Origin of the sequence: Rhodoplanes sp. Z2-YC6860, assembly GCF_001579845.1 — a bacterium.
Taxonomy (GTDB): Bacteria; Pseudomonadota; Alphaproteobacteria; order Rhizobiales; family Xanthobacteraceae; genus Z2-YC6860.
On record NZ_CP007440.1, the window covers coordinates 4,940,025 to 4,963,014 of the forward strand.

General features: G+C 64.2%; 24 protein-coding genes. 9 read left to right on the top strand and 15 right to left on the bottom strand.

All coding sequences use genetic code 11. The features are described from left to right. Positions 1–28 precede the first annotated feature (28 nt). Positions 29–628, top strand: a complete 600-nt coding sequence (locus tag RHPLAN_RS23140) for an ABC transporter ATP-binding protein (RefSeq protein WP_442971783.1) — start codon at positions 29–31, stop codon at positions 626–628. Beyond that, positions 625–1,416 carry an ABC transporter permease gene (locus RHPLAN_RS23145; RefSeq protein ID WP_068022552.1) on the top strand — a complete coding sequence of 264 codons (792 nt, stop codon included), beginning with the start codon at positions 625–627 and terminating at the stop codon, positions 1,414–1,416. The genes RHPLAN_RS23140 and RHPLAN_RS23145 overlap by 4 nt, the downstream gene beginning before the upstream one ends. Before the next feature lie 54 nt (positions 1,417–1,470). On the opposite strand, the gene RHPLAN_RS23150 is transcribed toward RHPLAN_RS23145, so the two are convergent. Then, positions 1,471–2,775: a COG3904 family protein gene (locus RHPLAN_RS23150; RefSeq protein WP_068022555.1), complete on the bottom strand. Its 1,305-nt coding sequence runs from the start codon at positions 2,773–2,775 to the stop codon at positions 1,471–1,473. 296 nt (positions 2,776–3,071) lie between these two features. On the opposite strand from RHPLAN_RS23150, the gene yidD reads away from it, so the two are divergent. After that, complete coding sequence (gene yidD, locus RHPLAN_RS23155) at positions 3,072–3,407, top strand: membrane protein insertion efficiency factor YidD (protein ID WP_068031702.1); 336 nt, start codon at positions 3,072–3,074, stop codon at positions 3,405–3,407. An 11-nt stretch (positions 3,408–3,418) separates the two neighbouring features. Here the strand turns inward: yidD and RHPLAN_RS23160 are convergent, their stop codons facing one another. Beyond that, positions 3,419–4,393, bottom strand: coding sequence for a Bug family tripartite tricarboxylate transporter substrate binding protein (locus tag RHPLAN_RS23160; protein WP_068022558.1), 975 nt, complete (start codon positions 4,391–4,393; stop codon positions 3,419–3,421). Positions 4,394–4,553: 160 nt separating this feature from the next. Between RHPLAN_RS23160 and thrS the strand changes: the two genes are divergently transcribed. Beyond that, on the top strand, positions 4,554–6,548 hold the full coding sequence (gene thrS / locus RHPLAN_RS23165) for a threonine--tRNA ligase (protein ID WP_068022560.1): 1,995 nt from the start codon (positions 4,554–4,556) through the stop codon (positions 6,546–6,548). 214 nt (positions 6,549–6,762) lie between these two features. Here thrS and RHPLAN_RS40600 read toward each other — a convergent pair whose 3' ends face one another. The 5 genes from RHPLAN_RS40600 to RHPLAN_RS23190 all read right to left on the bottom strand — a co-directional run bounded on the left by RHPLAN_RS40600 (position 6,763) and on the right by RHPLAN_RS23190 (position 10,283). Then, a complete protein-coding gene (locus RHPLAN_RS40600; protein ID WP_068022563.1) occupies positions 6,763–7,503 on the bottom strand; it encodes a DUF6065 family protein in 741 nt (246 codons plus the stop codon). 40 nt (positions 7,504–7,543) lie between these two features. Beyond that, on the bottom strand, positions 7,544–8,290 hold the full coding sequence (locus tag RHPLAN_RS23175; RefSeq protein ID WP_068022564.1) for a TrmH family RNA methyltransferase: 747 nt from the start codon (positions 8,288–8,290) through the stop codon (positions 7,544–7,546). Further along, entirely contained in the window at positions 8,287–9,195 is a 909-nt protein-coding gene (locus RHPLAN_RS23180; protein ID WP_068022568.1) for an SAM-dependent methyltransferase, read from the bottom strand. The genes RHPLAN_RS23175 and RHPLAN_RS23180 overlap by 4 nt, the downstream gene beginning before the upstream one ends. Before the next feature lie 75 nt (positions 9,196–9,270). Continuing rightward, positions 9,271–9,660, bottom strand: coding sequence for a GFA family protein (locus RHPLAN_RS23185; RefSeq protein WP_068022572.1), 390 nt, complete (start codon positions 9,658–9,660; stop codon positions 9,271–9,273). Between the two features lie 89 nt (positions 9,661–9,749). Beyond that, positions 9,750–10,283, bottom strand: coding sequence for a lipocalin-like domain-containing protein (locus RHPLAN_RS23190; protein ID WP_084245392.1), 534 nt, complete (start codon positions 10,281–10,283; stop codon positions 9,750–9,752). A 115-nt stretch (positions 10,284–10,398) separates the two neighbouring features. Here RHPLAN_RS23190 and RHPLAN_RS23195 point away from each other — a divergent pair, with 115 nt between their 5' ends. Next, positions 10,399–11,370 carry a LysR family transcriptional regulator gene (locus RHPLAN_RS23195; RefSeq protein WP_084245394.1) on the top strand — a complete coding sequence of 324 codons (972 nt, stop codon included), beginning with the start codon at positions 10,399–10,401 and terminating at the stop codon, positions 11,368–11,370. A gap of 9 nt (positions 11,371–11,379) precedes the next feature. On the opposite strand, the gene RHPLAN_RS23200 is transcribed toward RHPLAN_RS23195, so the two are convergent. The 6 genes from RHPLAN_RS23200 to RHPLAN_RS23225 form a co-directional block, all read right to left on the bottom strand. Beyond that, entirely contained in the window at positions 11,380–12,249 is an 870-nt protein-coding gene (locus tag RHPLAN_RS23200; protein WP_084245396.1) for an RgsD C-terminal domain-containing protein, read from the bottom strand. A gap of 195 nt (positions 12,250–12,444) precedes the next feature. Further along, positions 12,445–13,467, bottom strand: a complete 1,023-nt coding sequence (locus tag RHPLAN_RS23205; protein ID WP_068022579.1) for a HoxN/HupN/NixA family nickel/cobalt transporter — start codon at positions 13,465–13,467, stop codon at positions 12,445–12,447. Positions 13,468–13,919: 452 nt separating this feature from the next. Further along, positions 13,920–15,608, bottom strand: coding sequence for a hypothetical protein (locus tag RHPLAN_RS23210; protein WP_068022582.1), 1,689 nt, complete (start codon positions 15,606–15,608; stop codon positions 13,920–13,922). Between the two features lie 325 nt (positions 15,609–15,933). Next, positions 15,934–16,548, bottom strand: a complete 615-nt coding sequence (locus RHPLAN_RS23215) for a glutathione S-transferase family protein (protein WP_068022585.1) — start codon at positions 16,546–16,548, stop codon at positions 15,934–15,936. 26 nt (positions 16,549–16,574) lie between these two features. Continuing rightward, on the bottom strand, positions 16,575–17,039 hold the full coding sequence (locus tag RHPLAN_RS23220) for an SRPBCC domain-containing protein (protein WP_068022588.1): 465 nt from the start codon (positions 17,037–17,039) through the stop codon (positions 16,575–16,577). A gap of 1 nt (position 17,040) precedes the next feature. Then, positions 17,041–17,373, bottom strand: coding sequence for an ArsR/SmtB family transcription factor (locus RHPLAN_RS23225; RefSeq protein ID WP_068022592.1), 333 nt, complete (start codon positions 17,371–17,373; stop codon positions 17,041–17,043). A gap of 859 nt (positions 17,374–18,232) precedes the next feature. On the opposite strand from RHPLAN_RS23225, the gene RHPLAN_RS23230 reads away from it, so the two are divergent. Further along, a complete protein-coding gene (locus RHPLAN_RS23230; protein WP_068022594.1) occupies positions 18,233–18,805 on the top strand; it encodes a nitroreductase family protein in 573 nt (190 codons plus the stop codon). A 42-nt stretch (positions 18,806–18,847) separates the two neighbouring features. Beyond that, positions 18,848–19,465: a flavin reductase family protein gene (locus RHPLAN_RS23235; RefSeq protein WP_068022597.1), complete on the top strand. Its 618-nt coding sequence runs from the start codon at positions 18,848–18,850 to the stop codon at positions 19,463–19,465. Positions 19,466–19,525: 60 nt separating this feature from the next. Here the strand turns inward: RHPLAN_RS23235 and RHPLAN_RS23240 are convergent, their stop codons facing one another. Further along, on the bottom strand, positions 19,526–19,957 hold the full coding sequence (locus tag RHPLAN_RS23240) for a CBS domain-containing protein (protein WP_068022600.1): 432 nt from the start codon (positions 19,955–19,957) through the stop codon (positions 19,526–19,528). 185 nt (positions 19,958–20,142) lie between these two features. Next, the gene (locus tag RHPLAN_RS23245; RefSeq protein ID WP_068022603.1) at positions 20,143–20,916 is read right to left on the bottom strand and encodes a rhomboid family intramembrane serine protease; all 774 of its coding nucleotides are present in this window, start codon (positions 20,914–20,916) and stop codon (positions 20,143–20,145) included. Positions 20,917–21,391: 475 nt separating this feature from the next. Between RHPLAN_RS23245 and RHPLAN_RS23250 the strand changes: the two genes are divergently transcribed. Both RHPLAN_RS23250 and RHPLAN_RS23255 read left to right on the top strand, forming a co-directional pair. Continuing rightward, positions 21,392–21,979 carry a PAS domain-containing protein gene (locus tag RHPLAN_RS23250; RefSeq protein ID WP_068022606.1) on the top strand — a complete coding sequence of 196 codons (588 nt, stop codon included), beginning with the start codon at positions 21,392–21,394 and terminating at the stop codon, positions 21,977–21,979. A 116-nt stretch (positions 21,980–22,095) separates the two neighbouring features. Further along, positions 22,096–22,713, top strand: a complete 618-nt coding sequence (locus tag RHPLAN_RS23255; protein WP_068022609.1) for a PilZ domain-containing protein — start codon at positions 22,096–22,098, stop codon at positions 22,711–22,713. Positions 22,714–22,990 lie beyond the last annotated feature (277 nt).

The window sequence follows — 22,990 nt, forward strand, 5'->3', positions numbered from 1 at the left end:
CCTCCAGAGTCGGTGAACGGTCATGACAGTGGCGCTCCTTGTGAAGAATCTGAGCAGTGCCGTCGCCGGCCCATTTGAATTGAGCCTCGACAAAGGCACATGCGCCGCAATTACGGGCCCGTCGGGCTCCGGCAAGAGCGTCTTTCTCCGCATGATCGCCGATCTCGATCCGAATGACGGCGAGGTCTGGCTCAACGAGTCCGCACGCGCCGCAATGCCCGCCCCGGCTTGGCGCAGGCAGGTCATGTACGTGCCGGCAGAATCCGGATGGTGGGCCAACACCGTCGTCCAACACTTTCCGGCCGACCAGCACGGCGAACTCACGGCCCTTGCCGCCCGCCTCGGCCTGCGCAGCGACATTCTCGATGCGCCGATACGAGAACTCTCCACCGGCGAGAAGCAACGCTTGTCCTTGATCAGAGCCTTGCTGCTGCAATCGCCCGTCCTGCTCCTGGACGAGCCGACCGGTCCGCTGGATGAGGACTCCACGGCCGCGGTCGAGACGATCCTGCGCGAGCGGATGGCGGGCGGCACATCCGTTGTTCTGGTCACGCACAATCCGAGCCAGGCCGATCGCCTCGGCCACCAACGCTACCGCATGGTGGCGCGCCGCCTGGAAAAGCCATGAACCCGATTCTCCTGACGCCCCTGGACATATCGGTCGCCGCCACGCTCATCGTCCTCGATGCCGGCCTCTCGATCTGGCTCAATCTTCAGCTTCACGGGAAAATCATCATCGCCGCCGCGCGGATGGTGGTGCAGCTCGTTGCGATCGGCTACGTGCTGCGTTTCATCTTTTCGATGAACCATCCCGCTGTCACGCTGCTGCTCGTGGTGGTCATGGTGCTGGTCGCCGCGCGCGAGGTGGCGGCGCGCCCCGAGCACCGGCTCAAGGGACCATCCAACTTCCTGATTGGATTTGTCAGCGTGGGCTTCGCCACATTCATCACGGCGGTCCTCGCCCTGACGACGGCGATCCGCCCCGATCCGTGGTTTGATCCGCACTATGCGATCCCGCTGGCCGGAATCATCCTGGGCAATGTCTTGAATTCGGCGAGCCTGTCGCTCGACAGCTTCCTGTCGTCGGTGGGCCGGGAACGCCAAGCGATCGAGGCACGGTTGTGCCTCGGAGAACGCTACGGCGTTGCCACGGCGCCGATCGTGCGCGATGCCATCCGGCGGGGTCTTCTGCCGATCATCAATCAGATGTCGGCTGCGGGAATCGTAACGCTGCCGGGCATCATGACCGGACAAATTCTCGCCGGGCTCGACCCGCTTGAGGCGGTCAAATACCAGATTCTCTTGATGTTCCTGTTGTCCGGTGGCAGCGGATTGTCGGCGCTGGCCGTGTCCTATTTGGCCGCCTGGCGCCTCACGGACGAGCGCCAGCGACTTCGATTGGATCGGTTGCGATAGGCTTTAGCCGCACCGTTCGTATTTGTGCTGACGTCAGCGTTCGGCTTCGGGGCTCTAACCGCCGCCCTGCTGGCGTGCGGCGGTCCGCGCGGTGTTGCGCATGCGCTGCTGGCTCGCAACCGCGGCGCAACCGGTCGACAGCGATGGCAGCACCCGGCTGATGCCGGCATTGCCGACGCGGATCACGGTCGAGGCGTCATTGCTCACCGTCTCGACCGTGAGCGAGCGGCCGTTGCGGTCGGCGAAGCTCTGCAGCACGTCGAGCGGGACGCGCCCGGTTGCGAGCGTCGCGAGCCCCGCCGCGCCGCCGCCTTGCGCCCTGTCCGCCGCGCGCGACGACACGACCTTGAGCGGAACCGAACGACCGACGATCGACAGATCGACCTCGGTGACCGCCGACGGAGTCTTGCCGCCCGACGCGCGGCGCTGCTCGGTGTAGGTCACCATCACGTCGCGGCCCTGCTCGCTGCAGGCAAACGCCAGATCGAAGGTGCCGAGGTCCTCGCCCTCAACAGTCAGCGGATGGCTGCGGCCAAGCGCCGGACGGCTGTCGCCCGCGAGCATCGCCCAGGCGCGACTGTTGACGGTCGCGCGGGCGCCGCTCGACAGCGCCACCGAATTGGTGGTCGGGCCCGCGTTCGTGTCGCTGGAATCGCCCGAGGTCGTCGTCATCTTCATGCTGCGCAACTCATCGCGCGACAGCTGCCGCATCGGCTCCCACGGCGGAATCTTCAGCGCGATCTCCAAGAGGTCGACGCTGCCGCCCATCTCGAAGGTGTATTGCGCAAGCCGTCCGATGTCGCGCTGGACCACCACGAGGTCCTCCGCCGAATAGTTCGCCGCGGTCGGATCGTCTCTGCGGTCGCCGAGCCAGATCTGGTGAACCATGACGCGTGCTTCGGCCGGCACCTGGCGCTCGACACCGGCGAGCAGCAGGAAGGCGCACATCGACTCGCAGAAGGCGCGCGGCTGGAGCTTGGCGCGCTTGCGGCCGCCATCGTTCGCCGAAAGATCGACCGTGCGGCCGACCGTGGTGATCATGCCAAGTTTGCGGATCGCGCGGCCGAGCGAGAGTGCGCCGAGCACCGAGCCGCCGTCGGAGTCGAGCGCGATCGTCATGCCATCGAGATTGCGGGTCTTGGCGAAGGCCTCGAAGTCCTTCGGCGTGTCGGCGGTGATGGCGCCACTTGCGGAAATCCAGGTGCGGCACTTGTCGCCGCAGGTTTGAGCCGGACCTTCGGTCCATTGCTCGAACTGCATGGGCAGCGACCGCGAGTCAGGTGCGGCAGAAAGTTGCGGACTGGAAGCGAAGAGCATGCCGGCGGCCACCGCGCCCACGGCGGAAGCAAGTCGATTCATTCAAATCCCCCTGCGTCAGGCTCCATGCCCGAGCGACCCCCTTTTACGACTCTGCAATCCGCGGGAGTTTTCCCCGCGTTATTGCCTACGCTGGTTATGCAAGTGACGGACCGAATCAGGTTGCTTCACTGTTATACGCAGACCGATTCCGGTCTAGTGCAAACGGGCAACGCCAAATGATCGCGTGCCGGCAAGGTGATGTCTGGGAATGATGACGTAATCAAGGAACGGTCAGCTTTTATGCTGGCAAAATAGCGTTTTATACGTAGTTGTCCGTATCGGGTTCCATGCGGGAGATGTCTCCGGTGATCGATCCGGCTTCATTGTGGCGCAACGTCGCGCGAGTTCCACGGCTCCTCGGCCGCGGGCTCGTCAAACTCTACCGCTACACGCTCTCACCGCTCGTCGGGTTCCATTGCCGCTACCTGCCGACCTGCTCTGACTATGCCGATCAGGCGCTGGAGCGGCACGGACTGTGGGCCGGCGGCTGGATGACACTCGCGCGGCTCATGCGGTGCCATCCTTGGGGCCATTCGGGACTGGATTTTGTCCCGGCTGTCCCACCCGCGGACGCGCGCTGGTACCTGCCGTGGCGCTACGGCTGCTGGCATGGAACCAACGCAACGCCTTGAAGGCGCCGCGCTCAGCCGTCGAACTTCAGGTTCCGCTCCCGGATCACAGTCGTGAACAGCCGCATGTCAGACTCGATCTGCCGCGTCATCGCGTCAGGCGTGCCGGGGCCGGGCTTGAAACCCATGGCGTTGAAGGCACGGATCGCGGCGTCCGTGCGCAGCGTTGCGCTGAGCGCGCCGGAAAGCCTGGCCACGACGGCGGGCGGCGTGCCCTTCGGCGCCAGGAGCCCATTCCAACCCGGCACCACGAAATCCTTGAGCCCAAGCTGCGTCAGCGGCTTGATGCCCGGAAGGTTGAACCACTCCTCCGCCGAGGTGACGCCGAGCCCCACCACGCGATCCTCGTCGATCAACGGCTTCGCGGTGGTGAGGAACATCAGATCGATGCGGCCGGCGACCAGATCGATAATCGACGGAGCCTCGCCGCGGTACGGCACGTGAGTGAGGTCGATACCGGCCGCGCCCTTCAGCATCTCGTCGATCAGATGATGCGCCGAGCCGATGCCGACGCTGCCGATCTTGAGTTCGCCCGGCTTGGCCTTCGCCAGCGTCACCATCTCGGCAAAGGTCTTCACGCCGAGTTGTTTGCTGGCGCAGAGCGCATAGACGCTGTTGCCGGTCTCGCCGATCGGCGCGAAGTCACGAAGCAGATCGACATTTGCGTCGGGCTTCACTGCCGCGTTGGTGGTGTGCGGACTCGCGGCTTGAAGAAGCGTGTAGCCGTCGGGCTCGGCCTGCTTGAGCCGCATGGCGCCGACCTGGCCGGCTGCGCCGCCGACGTTCTCGACGATAAGCGGCTGGCCGAGCGCCTTCTCGATGCCGACCTGTACGATCCGCACCGCGCTGTCGGCGGGCCCGCCTGCCGGAAACGGCACGATGACCTTGATCGGCTTGGTGGGGAATGTTTGCGCGAACGAGGCGCGCGGTAGCGCCGATGCAGCCAGCGCCGCGCCCGCTTGAAACAAGAAGCCCCGGCGATCCGTCATCTGCGCACCCTCCCCGTTTGACGCGAGGTTCGCACTGCCCCGGCAGCGTTTCAATGCGGGTCGGGCTCGGGCGCAAGGTTGCCTTCTGGCGCAAGCTGTCTTATTTCCGGGCTGCGCTTACCTGCATTCGTAGGCAGCGAGTGAGCAAAAGGAGCATGGAATGGTCGCGCTGACCTTTCCCGACGGCGCACGTCGGGACTATCCCCAAGGCACAACCGGTCTCGACATCGCGAAGGGCATCTCGCCTTCGCTCGCAAAGCGCACGGTCGCGATGGCGCTCGACGGCACTGTCGCCGACCTCGGCGATGCGATCGAGAAGGACGCCAAGATCGAATTTATCTCGCGCGAGGACCCGCGCGCGCTGGAGCTGATCCGCCACGACGCCGCCCATGTGATGGCCGAGGCCGTGCAGGAGCTCTGGCCCGGCACCCAGGTCACCATCGGCCCGGTGATCGACAACGGCTTCTACTACGACTTCTACCGCAACGCGCCGTTCACGCCGGAAGACCTGCCGGTGATCGAAAAGAAGATGCGCGAGATCATCGCCAAGGACAAAGCCTTCACCAAGGAGGTCTGGCCGCGCGACGAAGCCAAGCGCGTGTTCAAGGAAAAGGGCGAAAACTTCAAGGTCGAGCTGGTCGATGCGATCCCGCCCGGCCAGGACCTGAAAATCTATCGCCAGGGCGATTGGTTCGATCTCTGCCGCGGGCCGCACATGACGTCGACCGGCAAGATCGGCAACGCCTTCAAGCTGCAGAAGGTCGCGGGCGCCTATTGGCGCGGCGACAGCAAGAACCCGATGCTGACGCGCATCTACGGCACGGCCTTCGCCAAACAGGATGAGCTCGACGCCTACCTGCATCAGCTCGAGGAGGCCGAGAAGCGCGACCACCGAAAGCTCGGCCGCGAGATGGACCTCTTCCACTTCCAGGAGGAAGGCCCCGGCACGGTGTTCTGGCATCCCAACGGCTGGACCATGTTCCAGGAGATGGTCGCCTATATGCGCCGCCGCCTGAAGGGCGACTATCGCGAGGTCAACGCGCCGCAACTCCTCGACAAGTCGCTGTGGGAGACCTCGGGCCACTGGGGCTGGTTCCGCGAGAACATGTTCATGGCGCAGTCGGCCGGCGACGAGACCGAGGACGAACGCGTCTTCGCGATCAAGCCGATGAACTGCCCGGGTCACGTTCAGATCTTCAAGCACGGGCTGCGCAGCTATCGTGAGCTGCCGCTGCGCTTCGCCGAGTTCGGCATCGTGCATCGCTACGAGCCGTCGGGCGCGCTGCACGGGCTGATGCGGGTGCGCGGCTTTAGCCAGGACGACGCGCACGTGTTCTGCACCCAGGACCAGATGGCCGAGGAGTGCCTGAAGATCAACGATCTGATCCTGTCGACCTATTCCGACTTCGGCTTCCAGGGCGATCTCACGGTGAAGCTCTCGACACGGCCGGAAAAGCGGGTCGGCTCGGACGAGGCTTGGGATCACGCCGAAGGCATCATGCACGACGTGCTCAAGCGCATCGCCCAGAACAACAACCGCATCAAGACCGCGATCAATCCGGGCGAAGGCGCGTTCTACGGGCCGAAGTTCGAGTACGTGCTGCGCGACGCCATCGGCCGCGACTGGCAGTGCGGCACCACGCAAGTGGACTTCAATCTGCCGGAGCGCTTCCAGGCGTTCTACATCGCGGCCGACGGCTCCAAGGTGCCGCCGGTGATGATCCACCGCGCGATCTGCGGCTCGATGGAGCGTTTCCTCGGCGTGGTGCTGGAGCATTATGCCGGCCACCTGCCGCTGTGGCTTTCGCCGGTGCAGGCCGTGGTCGCGACCATCACGTCCGACGCCGACGACTTCGCCCGCGAGGCGACCGAGCTTGCACTGCAGTCGGGCCTTCGCGCCGAGAGCGACCTGCGCAACGAGAAGATCAACTACAAGGTCCGCGAGCACTCGCTGGCCAAGGTCCCGGTGCTGCTCGTGGTCGGCAAGAAGGAAGCCGCCGAACGCACAGTGTCGATCCGCAGGCTCGGCAAAGAGGGCCAGCAGGTGATGCCGCTCGATCAGGCGCTCAAGATGCTCGCCGACGAGGCAACGCCGCCGGATTTGAAGCGGGCGAAAGCCGCGAAGGCGCCGGCGCCGGTGACTGCATTGGCGTAGTGCTGTAGCGTACGATCTCGAAGCCGAAGCAACGCTGCCGCGACATCGGCAGCGAGCTCCCTCTCCCGTGGAGAGAGGGTTGGGGTGAGGGCGTTCGCACTATTGAGAGACCGTACCCCCTCACCCGCCGCGCTTCGCGCGTCGACCTCTCCCCGCAGGAGAGGTGAAGAAGCAAGCGGCGCAGTCGAATTCCAAAACTCTGATTCACCCAAATTCAGCCACCAGGCTTCGTGAACGGCTTCAGCTTCAGCCGCGTGCGGTGGTCGCCGATGCCTGACGGCGCACCGCCGAGGCGCTGGCCGCGGTGGTAGAGCTTCTGCCACTTCTCGGCCTGCGCCTCGCTGCCGGGCTCATGCAGTTCGGCGTTGAACTTCGAGCGGTTGGCAGTCCAGGTCTCGTGCTCGCGCTTCAGTTCGGGGTTCTCCGACAGAAGGCGCAGCTCCGGCTCGACCGTTTCGAGCTCCCCTCGCCGCACCGGCATCAGATGACAGAACGGCTCGCCGCGCTCGAAGCGCACCGGAATGCCAGGCCGCGTGAACAGCCAGTTCATGGTGAAGCTGAACGGCGACCAGTCGGTCTCGATGATGCCGGTGAGCGCCGCGATCGCATCCTTCGGCGCATTGATCGGCCCCTGCACCATCAGGTCGTAGCCCGGTTCGGTGCGAAACAGGCACGAGACATGGAATGTCAGCACACCCGCGCCGAAATGGCCGAGCGCCGGAGCGTGCGTACCGGGATCGGGCGTGACCTGCACCGACGCCTTGTCCCGTCCGCCATCCCAGATCGCCGTGAAGCCCGCGCTGCACAGAATTTCCCAGCCATGCGTATTGGCGATGCTGAGCGGCAGGCAGCGATAGGCATAGCGCTGGTCGGTGTTGTCCATCCAGTCGCGCTCGACCGGCGCGGGACGGATCTCGACGGTGTGACCGTCAATCACATAAGCGGTGAGCTTCATGGTGCGATCCGTTTGGCGCGGTCCGTACGATCCGCCGAGTTTAGGGCTTCGCCAGCGCGTGGAGAAGGATCGCCGCGCTCGCGGCGACATTGAGCGACTGCACGAAGCCCGAGCCCGCGATGGTGACGATCGCGTCGCAGGCCTTCAGCGTCGACTGCGGCGAGCCATGCTCCTCGTTACCGAGCACCAGAGCGAGCGGCCGGTCAGCGCGCCGCAGTTCCTCAACCGGCTTGCCGTTCTCGGCCGCGGTGCCGATCACGCGGTAACTCCGCCGCAACTGTTGCAGGGTTTTGACGAAGCCCGCGCTGCGGTAGAGCTCGACATATTCGAACCCGCCTTCGGCAACACGGTAGCTCGCGTCCGACGGCATGGCCTGCGCCGGGTGATCCGAGAGCACGATCCGCGGCAGTCCGAGAAAGGCCGCGGTCCGCACGATCGCGCCGAGATTGTGCGGATTGCCGATGCCGTCGAGCAGCAGCAGCGGCTTGCCGTCGCGCGCCCAGCCCGCGGCTTTGGCGGGATCGAGCATCGGCACCGGCTTCGGCTGCGCCCAGGCGACGACGCCACCATGCATAACCGCGCCCGCCACACGTTCGAGCTCGTCGGACTCGACCATGCGATAGGACTTCCGCGCACGGGCAAGCTCAGCGCAGAAATCGCCGACCTGCGACTTAAGGCGCTGATCGAAGAACAGCCGCTCGACGCGCTGCGGCGCGGTGGCGAACAAGGCCTTCACCGCCGGCAGGCCCGCGACGCGCAGAAGCTTGGTGCGGCTTGCGGGCTTCATGCCTTGTCGTCCAGTTTGATCCAGGTCAGCTCGTGCTTGTTGTGATGAAGGTGCAAGAGCCGCGAACCCGGGATCGCGGCGAACGCCTGCATCGCCTCGAAGTCCGTCGCTCCTTGAAACTTCACCGTGCAGACAAAACGCCGCGCCGCGTCCGCGGCGAGCCATCGTTGCACCAGCGTCAGCAGGCGCTTCGGATAACACACGACGTCCGAGAACAGCCAGTCGACGGGTCCTATCGCGCGCGGATCAAGCCCGAACGCGCTCTCGCCCCGGTATTCGACACCGGGAAGCATGGCGACGCTCGGATCGAGCGGCGCCTTGTCGACGCTGATGACGCGCGCGCCGAGCCTCTGCAGCACCCAGGTCCAGCCGCCGGGGCTCGAGCCGAGATCGATGCAGAGTTCAGGCGGCTTCGGCCGCTCGCCGAGCAGCGTCAGCACGTCCCAGAGCTTGAGATAGGCCCGGCTCGGCGCCGTGCGGTCCTCGACGAACGCGACCTCGCCGTTCGGAAACGGACTGGAGCAAGACGCCGCGGCGAGCATCATGTCCGGCGCGATCAGCGTCCATGACCCGAGCGGCGCGACCGGCGCCGGCGTGCCGAAGGTGAGCGGCTTGGCCGAGACCTTCGGCAGCTTATCCACGATCAGCGCGGCTCTGCGGTGATGGCCGGACGAATAGAGAGCCCAGTTGCGCTGGATGTCGCGGAGCTTCTTCGCGCCGTCGCCGATCGAAGCGATCGGGATCTGCACCGGATCGCGCCAGACATTCGCGACCCACGCGACCGGCGTGGGCGGCGCGTGCGCCAGCACCAGCCGCCCGTGGGTTTCGACCACGGCGCTGCCAAGCTCCTGCGTCAGCTCGGTGAGAAAGCCTTCGGGGGCCAGATAGCCGGTCAGCTCGGACAAGGGCGGAGTAGCCTTTAGCGGATGTTTCCTTGTAGCCGAAGCACGCTCGGCAAAGCCAGGCAAGGCCGACGCGATCTACTCGCCGATTTCGAGCTGGCTTCCGCTGATCCGTCTGGTTGGCACCGAAGCTGGATCGAAGCCCTCGAGGCAACGGGTGTTGATGGCCCATCCCTCGAATTTCGTGGCCCCTGCCTGCCGTTCGGCCGGCGTTGGATCGCTCGGCTTGCGAAAGAGCAGGATGCCGCAAACCGGGCAGAAATAGTCGGCGGCCGTCATCGAACCCCAACGATAAACGCTCAGCTCCGAAAGCGGCGTCAGCAGCCGGAACGCTTCCGTCGGCACGCGGTAAATCAGAGCGCCGCGTCGCGCGCAGATCGAACAGTCGCACGCGCGCACGTGGTCGATCTCTGCATCGATTTCAAAGCGGACCTTCTTGCAATGGCATGAACCGCGATAGGCCTTCATCACTTGGTTCTTTCAAATCAGGACATCGAGCATGCAGTGACCCACTGGATGCTGGACGTTGCCGGGCGCTTGCGTCCCGGAAGCGCGCATCATTGCCCGGCGGGCAGCCGCTTCCACACGAGCTCGGCCGATTCCGCAGGATTCGCGGTCGAACTCGCCGCAGTGTAGCGCAGTTCGTCGGCCGTGAACGCAAACTTGCGTTGCTGGTCCGTCCCGTTCCAGTTCGGGAACGAACTCTGCTCGATGTGCAACGTGACCACATGATCGGACTCGTCGACCGTGTAAGTCCCGAAATACGCTACGACCCGCTGCGATACTGTCTTGTTCTCTTCGGGCGTTCCGATCATCCGGTTGTTCGAGGCAAACCGCGGCCGATCCACTGCCATCACCTGCGTCGCAAAGCGGCCGCCGGCGTCGAAGAAGAGCATCCCCTTGGCGCCCGGCCCGAACGGCTCGACCTTGCGGCCGTCTTTCTCGATGTAGTGGATCGACACCAGGGACCAGGTGCCGACGAACTGGCGTTGCGCGGACGATGGCTCTGCGGCGGCCTCGCCTGTACGCAGCCCAAGGACCAGCCCCGCGACGGCCGCAAGCTTCAGCCCATCCTGCAGATTCATTTTCATGGTTCGCTCCCTGCTGGTGCAGCACACGCGCTGCGGATGGGCGCGACCGTGATGCGTCCCCTACTCGTGTGATAATTTGCTATTATTCGAACGGGTTGTTCGCCTGGATGGAACAATGCGCGGGACGCAATTCGCCGAGATGTCCGCCTTTGCGGCCATCGCCGAACAGAAAAGCTTCGCCAAGGCGGCGACCTTGCTCGGCATCGGTCGCTCCACCCTGAGCCAGAACCTCCGCTCGCTGGAGGAGCGGCTTGGCGTGCGCCTGCTCCACCGCACGACCCGCAGCGTCTCGCTCACGGAGGCCGGCGCCCGCCTGCTTGCGCGCGTGCGGCCGGCGCTCGACGAGTTGACCGCCGCAACCGACGAAGCGACCGATCAGCGCGGCATGCCGCGGGGCCTGTTGCGGCTTGTGGTCCAGCCGCCGGTCGCGATGTTCATGATCGCACCGATGCTGGCGCGCTTCATGCGGGCATGCCCGGGAGTTCAACTCGACGTCGCCGTCATCAAGATGCCGGGCGACATCATTCACGACGGGTACGACGCCGGCATTCGCATGGGTGAGCAGGTCGAGCGTGACATGATCGCGATGCAGGTCATGGGCGAGGCCCGCTTTCTGGTCGTCGGATCGCCGGACTACCTGGCCCGCCACCCGGCGCCGAAGTCGCCGCGGGACCTGCGTGACCATGACTGCATCCGCAATCGTCTGCCCAACGGCGCCATCTTCGGTTGGGACTTTGCCAAGAACGGTCGCGTCGTCCATGCCGCTGTCGCCGGCCGCCTGATCGTCAACGACATCGACCTGTCGATCCGCGCCGTGCTCGATGGGCTTGGGCTTGCCTATTTGCTCCGCGACTATATCGCGGCCGACATCGCAGCGGGCCGGCTCGTGCCGGTTCTCGAGGATTGGACCCCGTCCATGTCGGGGTTCTTCCTCTATCATTCGAGTCGCCGCCGCACGACGGCGCCGCTCCAAGCATTCATCACCTTCGTGAAGGACGAGGCCAAACGACGCGGCGTCGCGCCATCTGCGCCACCGCGCGCCGGTGTGCGTCCCAACTACCGATTGGTCGGCACCGCGCGCCGATAGACGGCGAAGCTACCGCGCCAGCACCTCGATCTCACCGTCGACGCCGGGGATCACGGTGAGATCCTGCTGATAGACCTTGTTGTCGTTGCGCGCGATCACCTTGTACTCGCCTTCGGCAAGGATCACGCGCGGAAATGCGCCCTTGGATTCCGCGATGGTGTCGCCGGCCGGCGAGATCACGGCCCAGTCGGTGTTGGCGAGCGCTTCGCCGCCGCGGCGGCTGACCAGCTTGAACATGATCTGCGCGGCGCGGTGCGTGACGATGATGTCGGTGAGCTTGCCGGCCTGCACGCGCACGTCGGAGCGCACCACCGCGTTGCCGTCGCCGTATTTCGACAGGATGTAATAGGTGCCCTCCGGTACCAGCACCACGTCGCCGGTCAGAACGCTGGTGGCGAGCGGACGCCGCTCGCTCTGCTCGAACTGGCTGCCCTTGTAGATATCGAACGAAATCTGCGAGTTCGGAATCTTGGCGTTGCCGACGCGGCCCTCGATGCGAAGCCCGCCGCCCGGAATTTCAAAGGTTTCGCGCGACGTGCCGCCGGCAATCTGAATGGGCTTCGCCGCGCTCGCGAGCCCAAAGGCCACGTGCAGAACGTAGTTTCCGTTCGGAAGCACGAAGGTCGGCTGCGGGTTGCTGTCTTCCTTGAACAGACGGAACACGCCGTTCTGGTCCGGCTTGTCGGCATACACCCGCCAATGCAGCCCGCCATTGATGACGCCGCCGTCGCGGCTGTATCGCGCCTGCACCGCAATCGCGCCCTCGCCCGCCTTCATATTGGCGGGCGCCTGCACCGGCGGTGGCGGCGGATTGGGGAACAGCGACTGCTGCGCGAACGCCTGCGTCGAAACGCAGGCGAAAAGAGCAACAGCCGGCATAAGGCTGCGGCTGAGCTGAGCCGGTCGAAGCTGTCGCAAACGGATCATCGAAGGTGTTGTCGGAGCTGCCCCTGCCAGGGTTTTCGGATCAAATCGCGGCGATTTCAAGCCGCCAAACATGGCTTCCCACACCGGCGCATCGCGTCAGCGGCTGCTGCGTGGCCCCAGAGCGCTCCTTGACCAGACAACCCGGCATCAGCCGCCGCTTGCACCTCGTTCCGTCTCAATGCGGCGGTCGGCCCCCTGTCTGCTGTTCAGCATCGAGACAAGCCAGATGGCAGCCATCAGGCACACGATGAAAATGCCGACGGCTCCAAGATGCTCGTTGAGATCCGCAATGGCGCGCCATGTCGAGCCTTGCAGATTCAACCGATCCGCCAGCAAGCCGAACGCCTCGATGCCGCCGACCACCGCCGCCACCACGATCGAAATCGACGTGATGACGATGTTGTAGATGAGCGTGGATGCAGGATTGCGCGACGCCCAGCCGTAGGCGCCCACCATCAGGATGCCGTCGGCGGTGTCGACCAGCATCATGCCCGCCATGAACAGCGCCGGGAAGATGATGATGGCGCCGGGCGAAAGGCTGCCGGATTGCTGGGCGGCCATCGCGAAGAGGCCGATCTCGCTCGCCGTGTCGAAGCCGAGCGCGAACAGGAAGCCAACCGGAAACAGGTGATAGCTCTCGGTCACGAGACGCGAGACCGGGCTGATCAGGCGCGCCAGGAAGCCCTGAGGCTGGAGCGCTGCCGTGATCTGGCCTGGCGATCCTCCCCGGCGAACGCTGAAATAGGATTGCACCAGGCTTCGCAGCACGGACGCGTTCGCCGCCGCGATCCCCAACAGAAAAGCGACCGATGCCAGCGTCCCGACGAGCCCGCCGATCTCCCGGTAAGGCGCGAACGCATCGATCAGCGAATGCGCCGCGAGGGCCACCGCCAGCGAGGCGAGCATCACGACCGTCGAGTGACCCAGCGCGAACCACAATCCGACCGTCAGCGGCTGCTTGCCACGCTGCATCAGGTTGCGGGTGACGTTGTCGATGGCGGCGATGTGATCGGCATCGAGCGCATGGCGCAGGCCGAGACCGTAGGCCAGCACGGCGGTGCCGAGCGAGACTGTGTGGGCTGACAGCACGGCAAGCGCCCACACCCACACCGCGACATTCGCGGCGATCAGCGCGCCCAGCACGAAAAACACGCGCCGTCCAAGGGGCATGGATTTTCCTTTGTCAGATTGTCGCTCCGGCGGAGCGGGATTTTGCCGATGGCTTTGTCACGCCATGGCGGTGTCCTGTGCCGGCTCAGGCCCAAGCCTCAACCCGCAGGACAAATCCTGGAAGCCGGGTATGATGTTGTCAACAATTATACATACTCATTCGCCATGACGGAACGCGTGCGCTTCCTCGCAGCGCTGCGGCCGCCACGCCCGTGACCGGCAGGTCAACCGAACGCCTGGAGCGCTCTGATCCCATTCGCGTGAATGCTGAGCAGGCGTGCGGGCGATCGCGCACCATGGCGGCTCGAAGTGGCGGACCGATCGCCGGGGCGATGAATTTCAAAAAAATGGGCGACCGGTCCGAGAACGTGCCCGGACCGATCGCCCGATGGTGATGTCGATGAGCTAATGGCGTGCAGCCAAAAGCCTTCGGTCATCGCACCAGTCGCGCATCACTGTTGTGCCGTGACGACGCTTCCCGGCGTGAACGAAACACCACGGAGAACCTCACCGAAGCCCGCCGCTCGGGCCGTCGTAAAGCTCTCCGCTGCGGGAAGAGCGGTCGCCGCCAGATTGTCGGTGATCGTGACCAGCTTGTTCGGATCGGCACCCACGTCGCCGTTGCCGCTCACGGTCGAGGTGACGGCCCAGATCGTGGCGGTGCCGTCGCCGTTGACCCGGCCGGTGATGTTACGCAGGCCGTCGGTTGCGGGCGACCACGGGAGTCCGGTCTTCGGATTAAGACCGGTGGGGTAGCCAGCCACGGTGTACGGCACGCCCAGGTTCAATCCAGCCTGCAGGATGTAGGCCTGCTTCCATTGTCCAAGGTTGTCGTCGAACACCCACTTCTGGAGTCCCGCCGTGGTCTGAGCGGCCGCAGCCGTGTATTGGCCCGCCGTTGCGCTGTATGTCTTCGTGCCGTTGCCTTCGTCCGCGACATACGCCGTCTTGGCATTGGCAAACCAGATTCCGAACGGAAACGCGGTCTTGCTCTTCGTCGCCGTCGGAAAGCCCTTCAGAATGCACATGTTGTAGGGCGTGACGCCCTTCGTCTGAAGCGCCGAGGCGTCATAGACGATGGGCGAGCTTGGCAGGCTTGCCGATGGCGCCGGCAGTCCAACCCCTTGCGGGCACGCAAGAGGTTTGCCGTTGCCGTCGTACCCCGATGTGTCGACGAAGTAGAGCGTGTTGACTCCGTTGCTGCCGCTGCCCTTGGTGTAATAGAGGACATTTCCGAAGATGGTCAGACCGCGGAAGTTGGTGTCCTTGCCGATTTTGTCCGTCGCCAGCCCGAGCTGGGCGATGTTGAAGCTGCCGACCGGCGTCGGCAGATCCGGGTTTTGCGCGACGAGCGCCTTGGTTTCCGCATTCACGATCTGCGCGCCCGCGCCGATGATGATGCCGTTGGGCTGAGGATCGGATCCGGCGCCGGCGTTGCCGGCGGTGTAGAGCAGGCTTGCGCCGTTGCTGCTGTTCATGATCGCGGCGCGGCCGTTGTCGCCGCTATACGCGTTTGTTTTCGTGAAGTGGAATTTCCCGTGCTGGTCGACCTGCGCAACCACGCGATAGGACGTCCCGGTGTCCGGGTTGGTCGGATCGATGATCGCGGGCGTGTTGGTGTTGGACACGTCGAGCGCATTGATCGGCGCAAGATATCCCATGAAGGTCACAAACCGCCCGTCGGTCGACAGGTTCAGCGCGAGCTCCGATTTGGAGGAGAAGCTGCCGGCCAAATGATCCTTCGTCGGCGGCATGCCATTCTGTGAGCTGTTAGGCACCTCGATCGAGCTGATCAACGAGCCGTTCGGCTTCAGCTGATCCAGGATAATCCTGGTCGTGATGCCGAATTGTCCGTCGACCAACGCGTTGTTCCAGACCGCAGGGTATGTGCCGCTGTCGGTCGCAAGCACGCACGCCGAGGGCGCGCAGTTGGGCGGCAGTTGTGTCACGCCCGCTTTGACGTTGTCTGCGTTGTTGTCATAGACAACGCGGCTGACGAGCAAATTACCGGGCTGAAAAGCAGCGCCCTGATCGTCGGCGCGAGCGGACGAACCGCCGGACACACCCGACACAAGCATCGCGAGCGCGAACGCCGAGCGGTACTTCCGGTTTGAGAGTATGTGAGCTTTTGTAATCTGCACGGGTCAATCCCCTGTCTGTGGTGCTCTTGCAATGCGCCCCGCGGGGACCGTGCTGATCCGGTGTTACAGTTGTGAGACAGACGTGTGAAATAGGTTTCGCTTGAGACTGTTCCGCAATGCTGCGCGCTTATCGCCCGAACACACGCGCGACGAATGCTGATTGCCAGGGACTAAAGACGCGGTCGCGTGCGCCAAGCGCCTCGATCACATCATCGGCGATGACTGCGGATGAAATTCAATACCGAGTGTCTTTGCGAACCGACGGCGCTCGGTGGCCAACGGGCGAAGCTCGCCGCTTCGAAGCTGCCGCGAGCGATTCGCTAATTTACTTTCCCTTGCACCGCTCGCTTGCGCGCTGAAAGGCTGGTCGTGCCTGCAACCGACCCTGGTAGTCGCTGAGCTTTGGCGACGGTTTGCCTCCGAGCGCACCTTGCCAGGTGCCGATGCCGCAACTGACCGAAATGTCGGCGAGCGTCAGCGCGCCCCCGACGAGATAGTGGTCCTCCCCGAGGGAACGCTCCGTGTGGTTGAGGGCACGCTTTAAACGCTGCTCCAACCCGTTCACCGACCAGTTTCGCTTGTCAGCATCAGCAGCCATGAAATGGGCTGCAAGCAGTGGATTGAGACTCATCCCGATCTCAGTCTCCCCGAAAACCGTCCATTGCAGACACCGGGCAAAGTGGGCCGGTTCTCTGGACGGCAGCAGCGCCGTCGGCCCATGCGTTTGCGCGAGATAGAGCATGATAGCGACGGACTCACTGAGGACGACGTCGCTGCCATCCTCCAGCAGCGGCACGGTCCCCAATGGGTTTAGCGCCCGGTACGCGTCGGGAACCGGATAGCCGTAGTTTTGGACCGAATAGGTGAGCCCCATTTCCTCGCATAGCCACATGGCACGCAAACCGCGCAAGCCACCCACAAAATTGTGAATTGTCATCATCGCTTGGGCTCTCGTGTTGAGGTCGTTCAGATCACTGTCTCAAGCCGGGCGTAGCTGGCCTCCATGCCGTGCTCCATGCCGCTGGCGAGCATCGCCGTGCGGGTCGCCGCATCTGGAAGCGTCATCCGCATGGTCATCAGCGTTCCCCCGCCCTCCCTGGCGAAAGTCGTGACCACATGATTGTCCGGCGTCGTATTGGGCATGTGCATCCGCTCGACGTGAACGATGCGGCTATACGGCGTCAACTCGATGAACTCGCCGGTGAGATAGAATCCGCCACCCTTGCCGTCGTCCCATTCGTAGCGAATCTTGCCGCCAGGCCTTGCATCGCAAATGCACACCGGCATGGACCAGCCTTCCGGCCCCAACAACCAGCGCTGGATCAGCGCAGGCTCCGTGTGTGCGCGATAGACGTCTTGAGGCGGCGCGGCGAAGCGACGCGTCACCACCACAAAGCGGTCGCCTTCGGTTTCGATCTTCAATTTGGCCACGTCATTTCCTCCGTCGCTTTGTCTTCATGCCGGCTAGAACGTCGTCCAGCCGGTCGTAATTTTTGGCCAAGGCCTTGCGCAGCACGCTGAGCCACTGGTCAATCTCGGCTACCCCGTCAGCAGCGAGCCGGCATGGCCGCTTGGTCCCCTCGATGCGCCGGACAATAAGGCCCGCGCCTTCAAGTACCTTCAGATGCCGGGAGATCGCGGGCTGCGTGAGCTCGAATGGCTCAGCGAGTTCCATCACCGTCGCTTCTCCAAGTGCGAGGCGCGACAGCAGCGCACGACGGGTCGGGTCAGCCAGCGCTGCGAATGCGGTGTCGAGATTGGGCATGTAAAACCCGCTTATTATATAACAAATATGTTATATAAACGGGTGCGCATGGTCAAGAGCGCACTGCCTGAGGGCTCAGATTGGCCGTTGAGGTGACGAAGGCCGGGAAACGGGTGACGCGGGCTGAGTTCGCTGGAGGGGTCTCACAAGATTTGCAGTAGAAAACCAAGAGCGCTCGACCGGTTTCAATCAACCAGCGTCCTGGCTCGCTTCGCCATCAACACGTCGCGCGCTTTCAAGACATTGCGTGAGAGCATTCACATGATTGCCGTCCGCGTCCTCATTGGCGTAGATGCCCACGCACCGGTCTGGAAGTTTGACAGAAATGCCGCGCGCGAAACGCAGACATCGCGGTGAACATATTCAGCACCCTTCTGAGAGACATCGATCCCATCCGGATTTTTGTTCTTGATACGTTCACGAATATCGCTTAGACGCGATTCTGTCTTGCACCGTCGAAGGCGTCGTCGATCGCGACGCCGGATGACGGAGCAAGACGCGGCCGCCGACAACGCGGACCGCGGATGGAGCGCCAGGAGGCGCCGGGCTCTTCGCACGGGCCCGCGCGCCCCGGGACCCCCACTGCCCTCACAGCTTTGGGTCCCGGAAGCTCGGCGCGCAGGCCGGCCGATCGCAAGGCTGGCCTGACGGAGCCTCGCAAGCTCCGTGGCGCCTCCCGGCGCTCCATTCCTTTCCCGTTCGGGAGAGAGAAGGAAAACAGGGAGACGGGCGCACCCGGGCGTCCGAAAACAAAACCCCGGGCCAGCGGAGCGTTGGCTGAGCGCATCTCAACACTTGGAGCATCTCAAATTGTGTCCCGGGTTGGCGCGTGATAGGCGCAAGGCAAAATGGAGTTCGCATGCCTGAGGCCATCGACCTTCTGAAAACCCGGCGTTCGGTGAAGCCGATCGAGCTGTCCGGTCCGGGGCCCACTCCCGAACAGATCGCTACGTTGCTCACCGTGGCATCGCGCGTGCCCGACCACGGCAAGCTCACGCCTTGGCGCTTCATCGTGTTCGAGGGCGATGCGCGGCTGAAGGCCGGCGAAAAGATCGCCGAGATCTTCAAGCTGAACCGGCCGGACGCCACGCCCGACCAGGTCGAGATGGAAGGCAAGCGGCTCGCCCGTGCGCCGCTCGTGATCGCGGTGGTGAGCCGCGCCGGTCCGCACGTGAAAATCCCCGAGTGGGAGCAAGTGCTTTCGGCGGGCGCCGCCGCGACCAGTCTGGTGTTTGCGGCCCATGCGCTGGGCTTTGCCGCGAACTGGCTCACCGAATGGTACGCCTATGACCGCCGCGTGCTCGATGCGCTGGGGCTTGCGCCGAACGAGAAGATCGCGGGCTTCGTCCATATCGGCCGGACCACCAAGGCCTCGGAGGACCGCCCGCGTCCGCCGCTGCATGATATTGTGTCGCGCTACGGCGCAGGCTGAAATGGTCCGCCAAGAGTTCTCCTTCAGGAATTGCCGCATCCCATGTTCTACGACACCCGCAAGAACGACCACGGCCTGCCCTACAATCCGTTCAAGGCGATCGTGACGCCGCGCCCGATCGGCTGGATCACCTCGATGAGCGCGAAGGGCGAGGTCAACCTCGCGCCCTACTCGTTCTTCAACGGCATCACCGACAAGCCGCCGATCGTGATGTTCTCGAGTGAAGGCGCAAAGGATTCGGTCGCGTTCGCCGAAGAGACGAAAGAGTTCGTGTGCAGTCTCGCGACCTTCGACCTGCGCGACCAGATGAACGGCACGTCGGCGCCGTTGCCGCGCGGCGAAAGCGAGATGAGGTTCACGGGCCTGGAGCCCGCGCCGTCACAGCTCGTGAAGCCGCCGCGCGTTGCGGCCTCGCCGTGCGCGCTGGAATGCAAATGGCTGCAGACGGTGCGGCTCCACGACGTCGAAGGCCAGCAGCTCGAGCGCTACGTCGTGTTCGGCCAGGCGATCGGCGTCTACATCGACGACCGCTTCATCAGGAACGGCCGGCTCGACACCGCGGCGATGAAGCCGATCGCGCGCTGCGGCTATGACGAATACGCCGTGGTCGAGAGCGTGTTCAAGATGACCCGCCCGCCCGGCGGCGGCAAGAACGCGTGAGGCCCGTTCGCGCTGGCGAGCCGAAGGCGAGCGGCCAGCGCGAACTTGTAACGGGAAGGCTCAGGCGGTTTGAATGTATTCGCGGAGCACCGACTGCTCGTGCTCCATCTCGTGCAGGCGATGCTTGACCACGTCGCCGATCGAGATGATGCCGGCGAGCCGGCCCTGCTCCACCACGGGCAGGTGGCGGAATTTGCCTTGCGTCATCCGCTCCATCACCGAAACCACGGTGTCGGTCATGGTGCAGGTCGTGACTCGGCGCGTCATGACATCGGTCAGCGACAGGTCGAGCGAGGCCGGACCGTGAGCGGCAAGCTCCTGTACGATGTCGCGCTCCGACACGATGCCGACGATGCGCCGGTCGGCACCGGTCACGACCAGCGCGCCGATCGCATGCTCGGCGAGCAGTCTGGTCGCATCCGCGAGTTTCTTGGTGGGCTCGATGGTCAGAACATCGGTGCCCTTTTTCGACAGAATGGCTTTGACGGTCATTGAGGTCGCTCCCTGTGCACGCCCCGTCCCGCAGCCTCCTGGATTGGTACCGTAGACTCGGAGAGCCGCGGTCGGATTGCCAATACGCTAGCGCGATAACGCCGCGAGGTGGGTCAGGGTTGCTGACAGGAACAGCGGGCGTGCGCGCCAGCCATGCGGTGCGCGCCTGACAACGCCATTGCGCCTCAATGGATTGTGGAATCGCCCGGCAGGGATATGAAATCATCCGGCGGAAACAGGCGCGGCGGCGGATCGAATGCCGAGAACAGCAGCAGGCCTGCGAAAAAGCCGCCGACATGGGCTTCCCACGCGACCGCCTGGCCGGCGGTGCCTGGCAGCGACAGCGAGCCGAGCCCGAACAGCAGATTGAGGCAGAACCACACGCCGACGAAGGTGACGACGCGCGGATTTCGCAACGCAGCAAGAAGCGGCGCGGCCGGCACGAAGTCGGCGTACTCGCGGTTGCGGTGCCACATGTCGAGCGAGCCACCGGGCTCGAAGGCAAAGCGGGCGGCAGCGCCCATCATGCCGGAGATGCCGGCCGAGATACCGACCATCGGGCTGCGCTCGCCGGCGTGCATCACAAGATACGCAAGCGCGCCGGCCGCGACCGTCACAGCAAGGAACGCAAGGAAACGCATGACGCCGAAGCGCCGCGCCACCGGGCTGCCGAAGGCGAGCAGCGACACCGCATTGAAACCGAAGTGCGTCCAGTCCGCGTGCAGCAGCGCGTAGGTGAAGAAGGTCCAGACCTCGGCGCCCGAGCCGCCGGGATAAACTCCTTCGGTCAGCAGCGAACTGTCGTAGCGCGCCGGCACAAAAGCGAGCGACCACACCAGCGTGGCGTCGGTCGCATCCGACAGCACGTATTCGCGCACCGCGTGAAGGAGGCCCAGCACCAGCAGCACCGCGACGACAACACCCGGGACATTGAGGATCGGTTCGCGCCGCTGGTCCAAAACAACTCCTGAAGATCGAACGCCTTAGCAGAGGAACCCGGCGCTGGCGCCTTGGTAAGCGAGACCGGCTGAGCAATCAAATAAAGAAACCGGCCCAAAAGCAGGTGGGGAAAACAAGAAAAACGGCCAAATAAAAAAGGGCAAAGAAAAAGGGCAAAGAAAAAGAGAGAGCCGCGAGGCCCTCCCTTTCCGTCACATCCCCTTCTCCCCGAAGGAACAAGTGCGCCTGCGCTCAGTCAGCGCCGGCAAAGTCAGTGTGGATCGAGGGCGACCGTAGGCGCGCGATCTGCCGCTGCCAACCGCGGGCGCGATTTAACGCTAACGCGCGAGAGGCGCGGCGCGCTCACGCCAAAACCACCTCACGGCACATGCCCTGCTCCGTCGCCTGCCAACGCAGCGAGGCGTGGCGCGCCTGTCCCAGCCGGGGACGCGCGCTGCGCCAAGACAGGACACAAGGCAGGACAAAGGGCAGGAAATGAAACACCCGTCCAACCGTGAGCTCTACGAGTATTGGAACCAGCGACGCGGTGACCGCCTTGCGCCCGAGCGCGGCGAGATCGAGCCCGGGGCGATCCGCTCCATTCTGGGCGACACGTTCGTGCTGGAAATGAATGGCGTGAACAACGCGACGTTCCGATTGGCCGGTACGCGGCTGTGCGCGCTGTTCGCGCGGGAACTCAAGGGCGAGAGCTTCACGCGGCTCTGGGAGCGCACCGGCCAGACCGCGATGCGGGAGCTGATTGCCGTGGTGATGGACGAGAAGGTTGGCGTGGTGGCGAGTGTTTCGGGCGCGACCTCGGACGACCTCCTTCAGCCCGTCGGCCTGGAACTGCTGCTGCTGCCGCTCGCCGCGGAACATCGTGGCGACGCGCGGGTGATCGGTGCGCTGGCGCCGATGTCGGCTCCATATTGGCTTGGCGCCAAGCCAATCGGCCCACTGACGCTCGGCATGTTCCGGCATCTCGGTCCGATGGTCGACACAACGGCGGCGCCGCGATTACGCCCGGCCGCCGGCCGGTTGCGGCACGGTCTTACCGTCCACGAAGGCGGCCGCACGACGTAGCGCTTGCTCGACCATGAGCTGCCTTTATGGAGCATTACAACGTCACGCTTGCAGCTAACCGACCGTTAACGTGACATCCATAACTTGGCAGGCGAACGTCCAGAGGTTCGCTCTCCATGGCTGTGCCGCAACAGAAGTTCAACACGCTGCCGCATGCCATGGAGCGTCGGCGCCACCAGCGCGTCCGCGTCAATCTTCTGGGCCGTTACATGCTGGAAGACCGCCGGGAATTTCCCTGCCAGGTCGTCAACATGTCGCCCGGCGGTATGGCCTTGATCGCGCCGGTCGGCGGCGAGATCGGCGCGCGCGTCATCGCCTATGTCGACCATCTCGGCCGGCTGGAAGGCAAGATCGCGCGGCAATTGCAGAACGGCTTCGCCATGACGATCTCGGCGACGCCACGCAAACGCGACAAGCTCGCAGCCCAGCTCACCTGGCTCGCCAACCGCAGCATCCTCAATCTGCCGGAAGACCGCCGTCACGGCCGTTTCGTGCCGAAGATCGTGGCCGCCCGCCTCATCATGCCGAATGGCACCAATGTGGGCATCCGCATCATCGACTTGTCGCTGTCCGGCGCCGGTATCGCCACGCCGAACCGGCCGGAGGTCGGCAGTCTGGTGACGCTCGGCAAGATCTCCGGGCGGGTGGTGCGCCACCTCGAGGAAGGCTTCGCCATGGAGTTCACGCGGCTCCAGCACCCGGACTCCATCGAAGAAAACGCCACCGCTCAGTAAACGAAAACTTTCCGGCTGAGCCGGCCCGGCGCCGAAATCCGGCGCCGATCGTCGTCGTTGCCCGACGCCCCTTCAGGGCACATCCGATATCCCTCCTTAATGCCACACCGCCGCGCGGAGCATTCGCGCGCGAATTTCCGTCGTTTGCGCGATTAAAGATAAAATTTTACGCAAATTGTATTTGTCTGCATTTGATCTAATTTTTCTGAAAGCTTGAATAGTATTCGCTGCAGTTTTTACTTTGGTTTGCTGCAAAAGCCGCGCGTCGACTTAGCGG

Excerpts from the sequence above, each read along its gene's own strand:
- RHPLAN_RS23235 (WP_068022597.1), top strand. The coding sequence starts at position 18,848 with ATGTTCTACGACACCCGCAAGAACGACCACGGCCTGCCCTACAATCCG.
- RHPLAN_RS23195 (WP_084245394.1), top strand. The coding sequence starts at position 10,399 with ATGCGCGGGACGCAATTCGCCGAGATGTCCGCCTTTGCGGCCATCGCC.
- RHPLAN_RS23250 (WP_068022606.1), top strand. The coding sequence starts at position 21,392 with ATGAAACACCCGTCCAACCGTGAGCTCTACGAGTATTGGAACCAGCGA.
- thrS (WP_068022560.1), top strand. The coding sequence starts at position 4,554 with ATGGTCGCGCTGACCTTTCCCGACGGCGCACGTCGGGACTATCCCCAA.
- RHPLAN_RS23145 (WP_068022552.1), top strand. The coding sequence starts at position 625 with ATGAACCCGATTCTCCTGACGCCCCTGGACATATCGGTCGCCGCCACG.
- RHPLAN_RS23255 (WP_068022609.1), top strand. The coding sequence starts at position 22,096 with ATGGCTGTGCCGCAACAGAAGTTCAACACGCTGCCGCATGCCATGGAG.
- RHPLAN_RS40600 (WP_068022563.1), bottom strand. The coding sequence starts at position 7,503 with ATGAAGCTCACCGCTTATGTGATTGACGGTCACACCGTCGAGATCCGT.
- RHPLAN_RS23230 (WP_068022594.1), top strand. The coding sequence starts at position 18,233 with ATGCCTGAGGCCATCGACCTTCTGAAAACCCGGCGTTCGGTGAAGCCG.
- yidD (WP_068031702.1), top strand. The coding sequence starts at position 3,072 with ATGTCTCCGGTGATCGATCCGGCTTCATTGTGGCGCAACGTCGCGCGA.
- RHPLAN_RS23185 (WP_068022572.1), bottom strand. The coding sequence starts at position 9,660 with ATGAAGGCCTATCGCGGTTCATGCCATTGCAAGAAGGTCCGCTTTGAA.
- RHPLAN_RS23215 (WP_068022585.1), bottom strand. The coding sequence starts at position 16,548 with ATGATGACAATTCACAATTTTGTGGGTGGCTTGCGCGGTTTGCGTGCC.
- RHPLAN_RS23205 (WP_068022579.1), bottom strand. The coding sequence starts at position 13,467 with ATGCCCCTTGGACGGCGCGTGTTTTTCGTGCTGGGCGCGCTGATCGCC.
- RHPLAN_RS23190 (WP_084245392.1), bottom strand. The coding sequence starts at position 10,283 with ATGAAAATGAATCTGCAGGATGGGCTGAAGCTTGCGGCCGTCGCGGGG.
- RHPLAN_RS23150 (WP_068022555.1), bottom strand. The coding sequence starts at position 2,775 with ATGAATCGACTTGCTTCCGCCGTGGGCGCGGTGGCCGCCGGCATGCTC.
- RHPLAN_RS23160 (WP_068022558.1), bottom strand. The coding sequence starts at position 4,393 with ATGACGGATCGCCGGGGCTTCTTGTTTCAAGCGGGCGCGGCGCTGGCT.
- RHPLAN_RS23240 (WP_068022600.1), bottom strand. The coding sequence starts at position 19,957 with ATGACCGTCAAAGCCATTCTGTCGAAAAAGGGCACCGATGTTCTGACC.
- RHPLAN_RS23175 (WP_068022564.1), bottom strand. The coding sequence starts at position 8,290 with ATGAAGCCCGCAAGCCGCACCAAGCTTCTGCGCGTCGCGGGCCTGCCG.
- RHPLAN_RS23200 (WP_084245396.1), bottom strand. The coding sequence starts at position 12,249 with ATGCCGGCTGTTGCTCTTTTCGCCTGCGTTTCGACGCAGGCGTTCGCG.
- RHPLAN_RS23225 (WP_068022592.1), bottom strand. The coding sequence starts at position 17,373 with ATGCCCAATCTCGACACCGCATTCGCAGCGCTGGCTGACCCGACCCGT.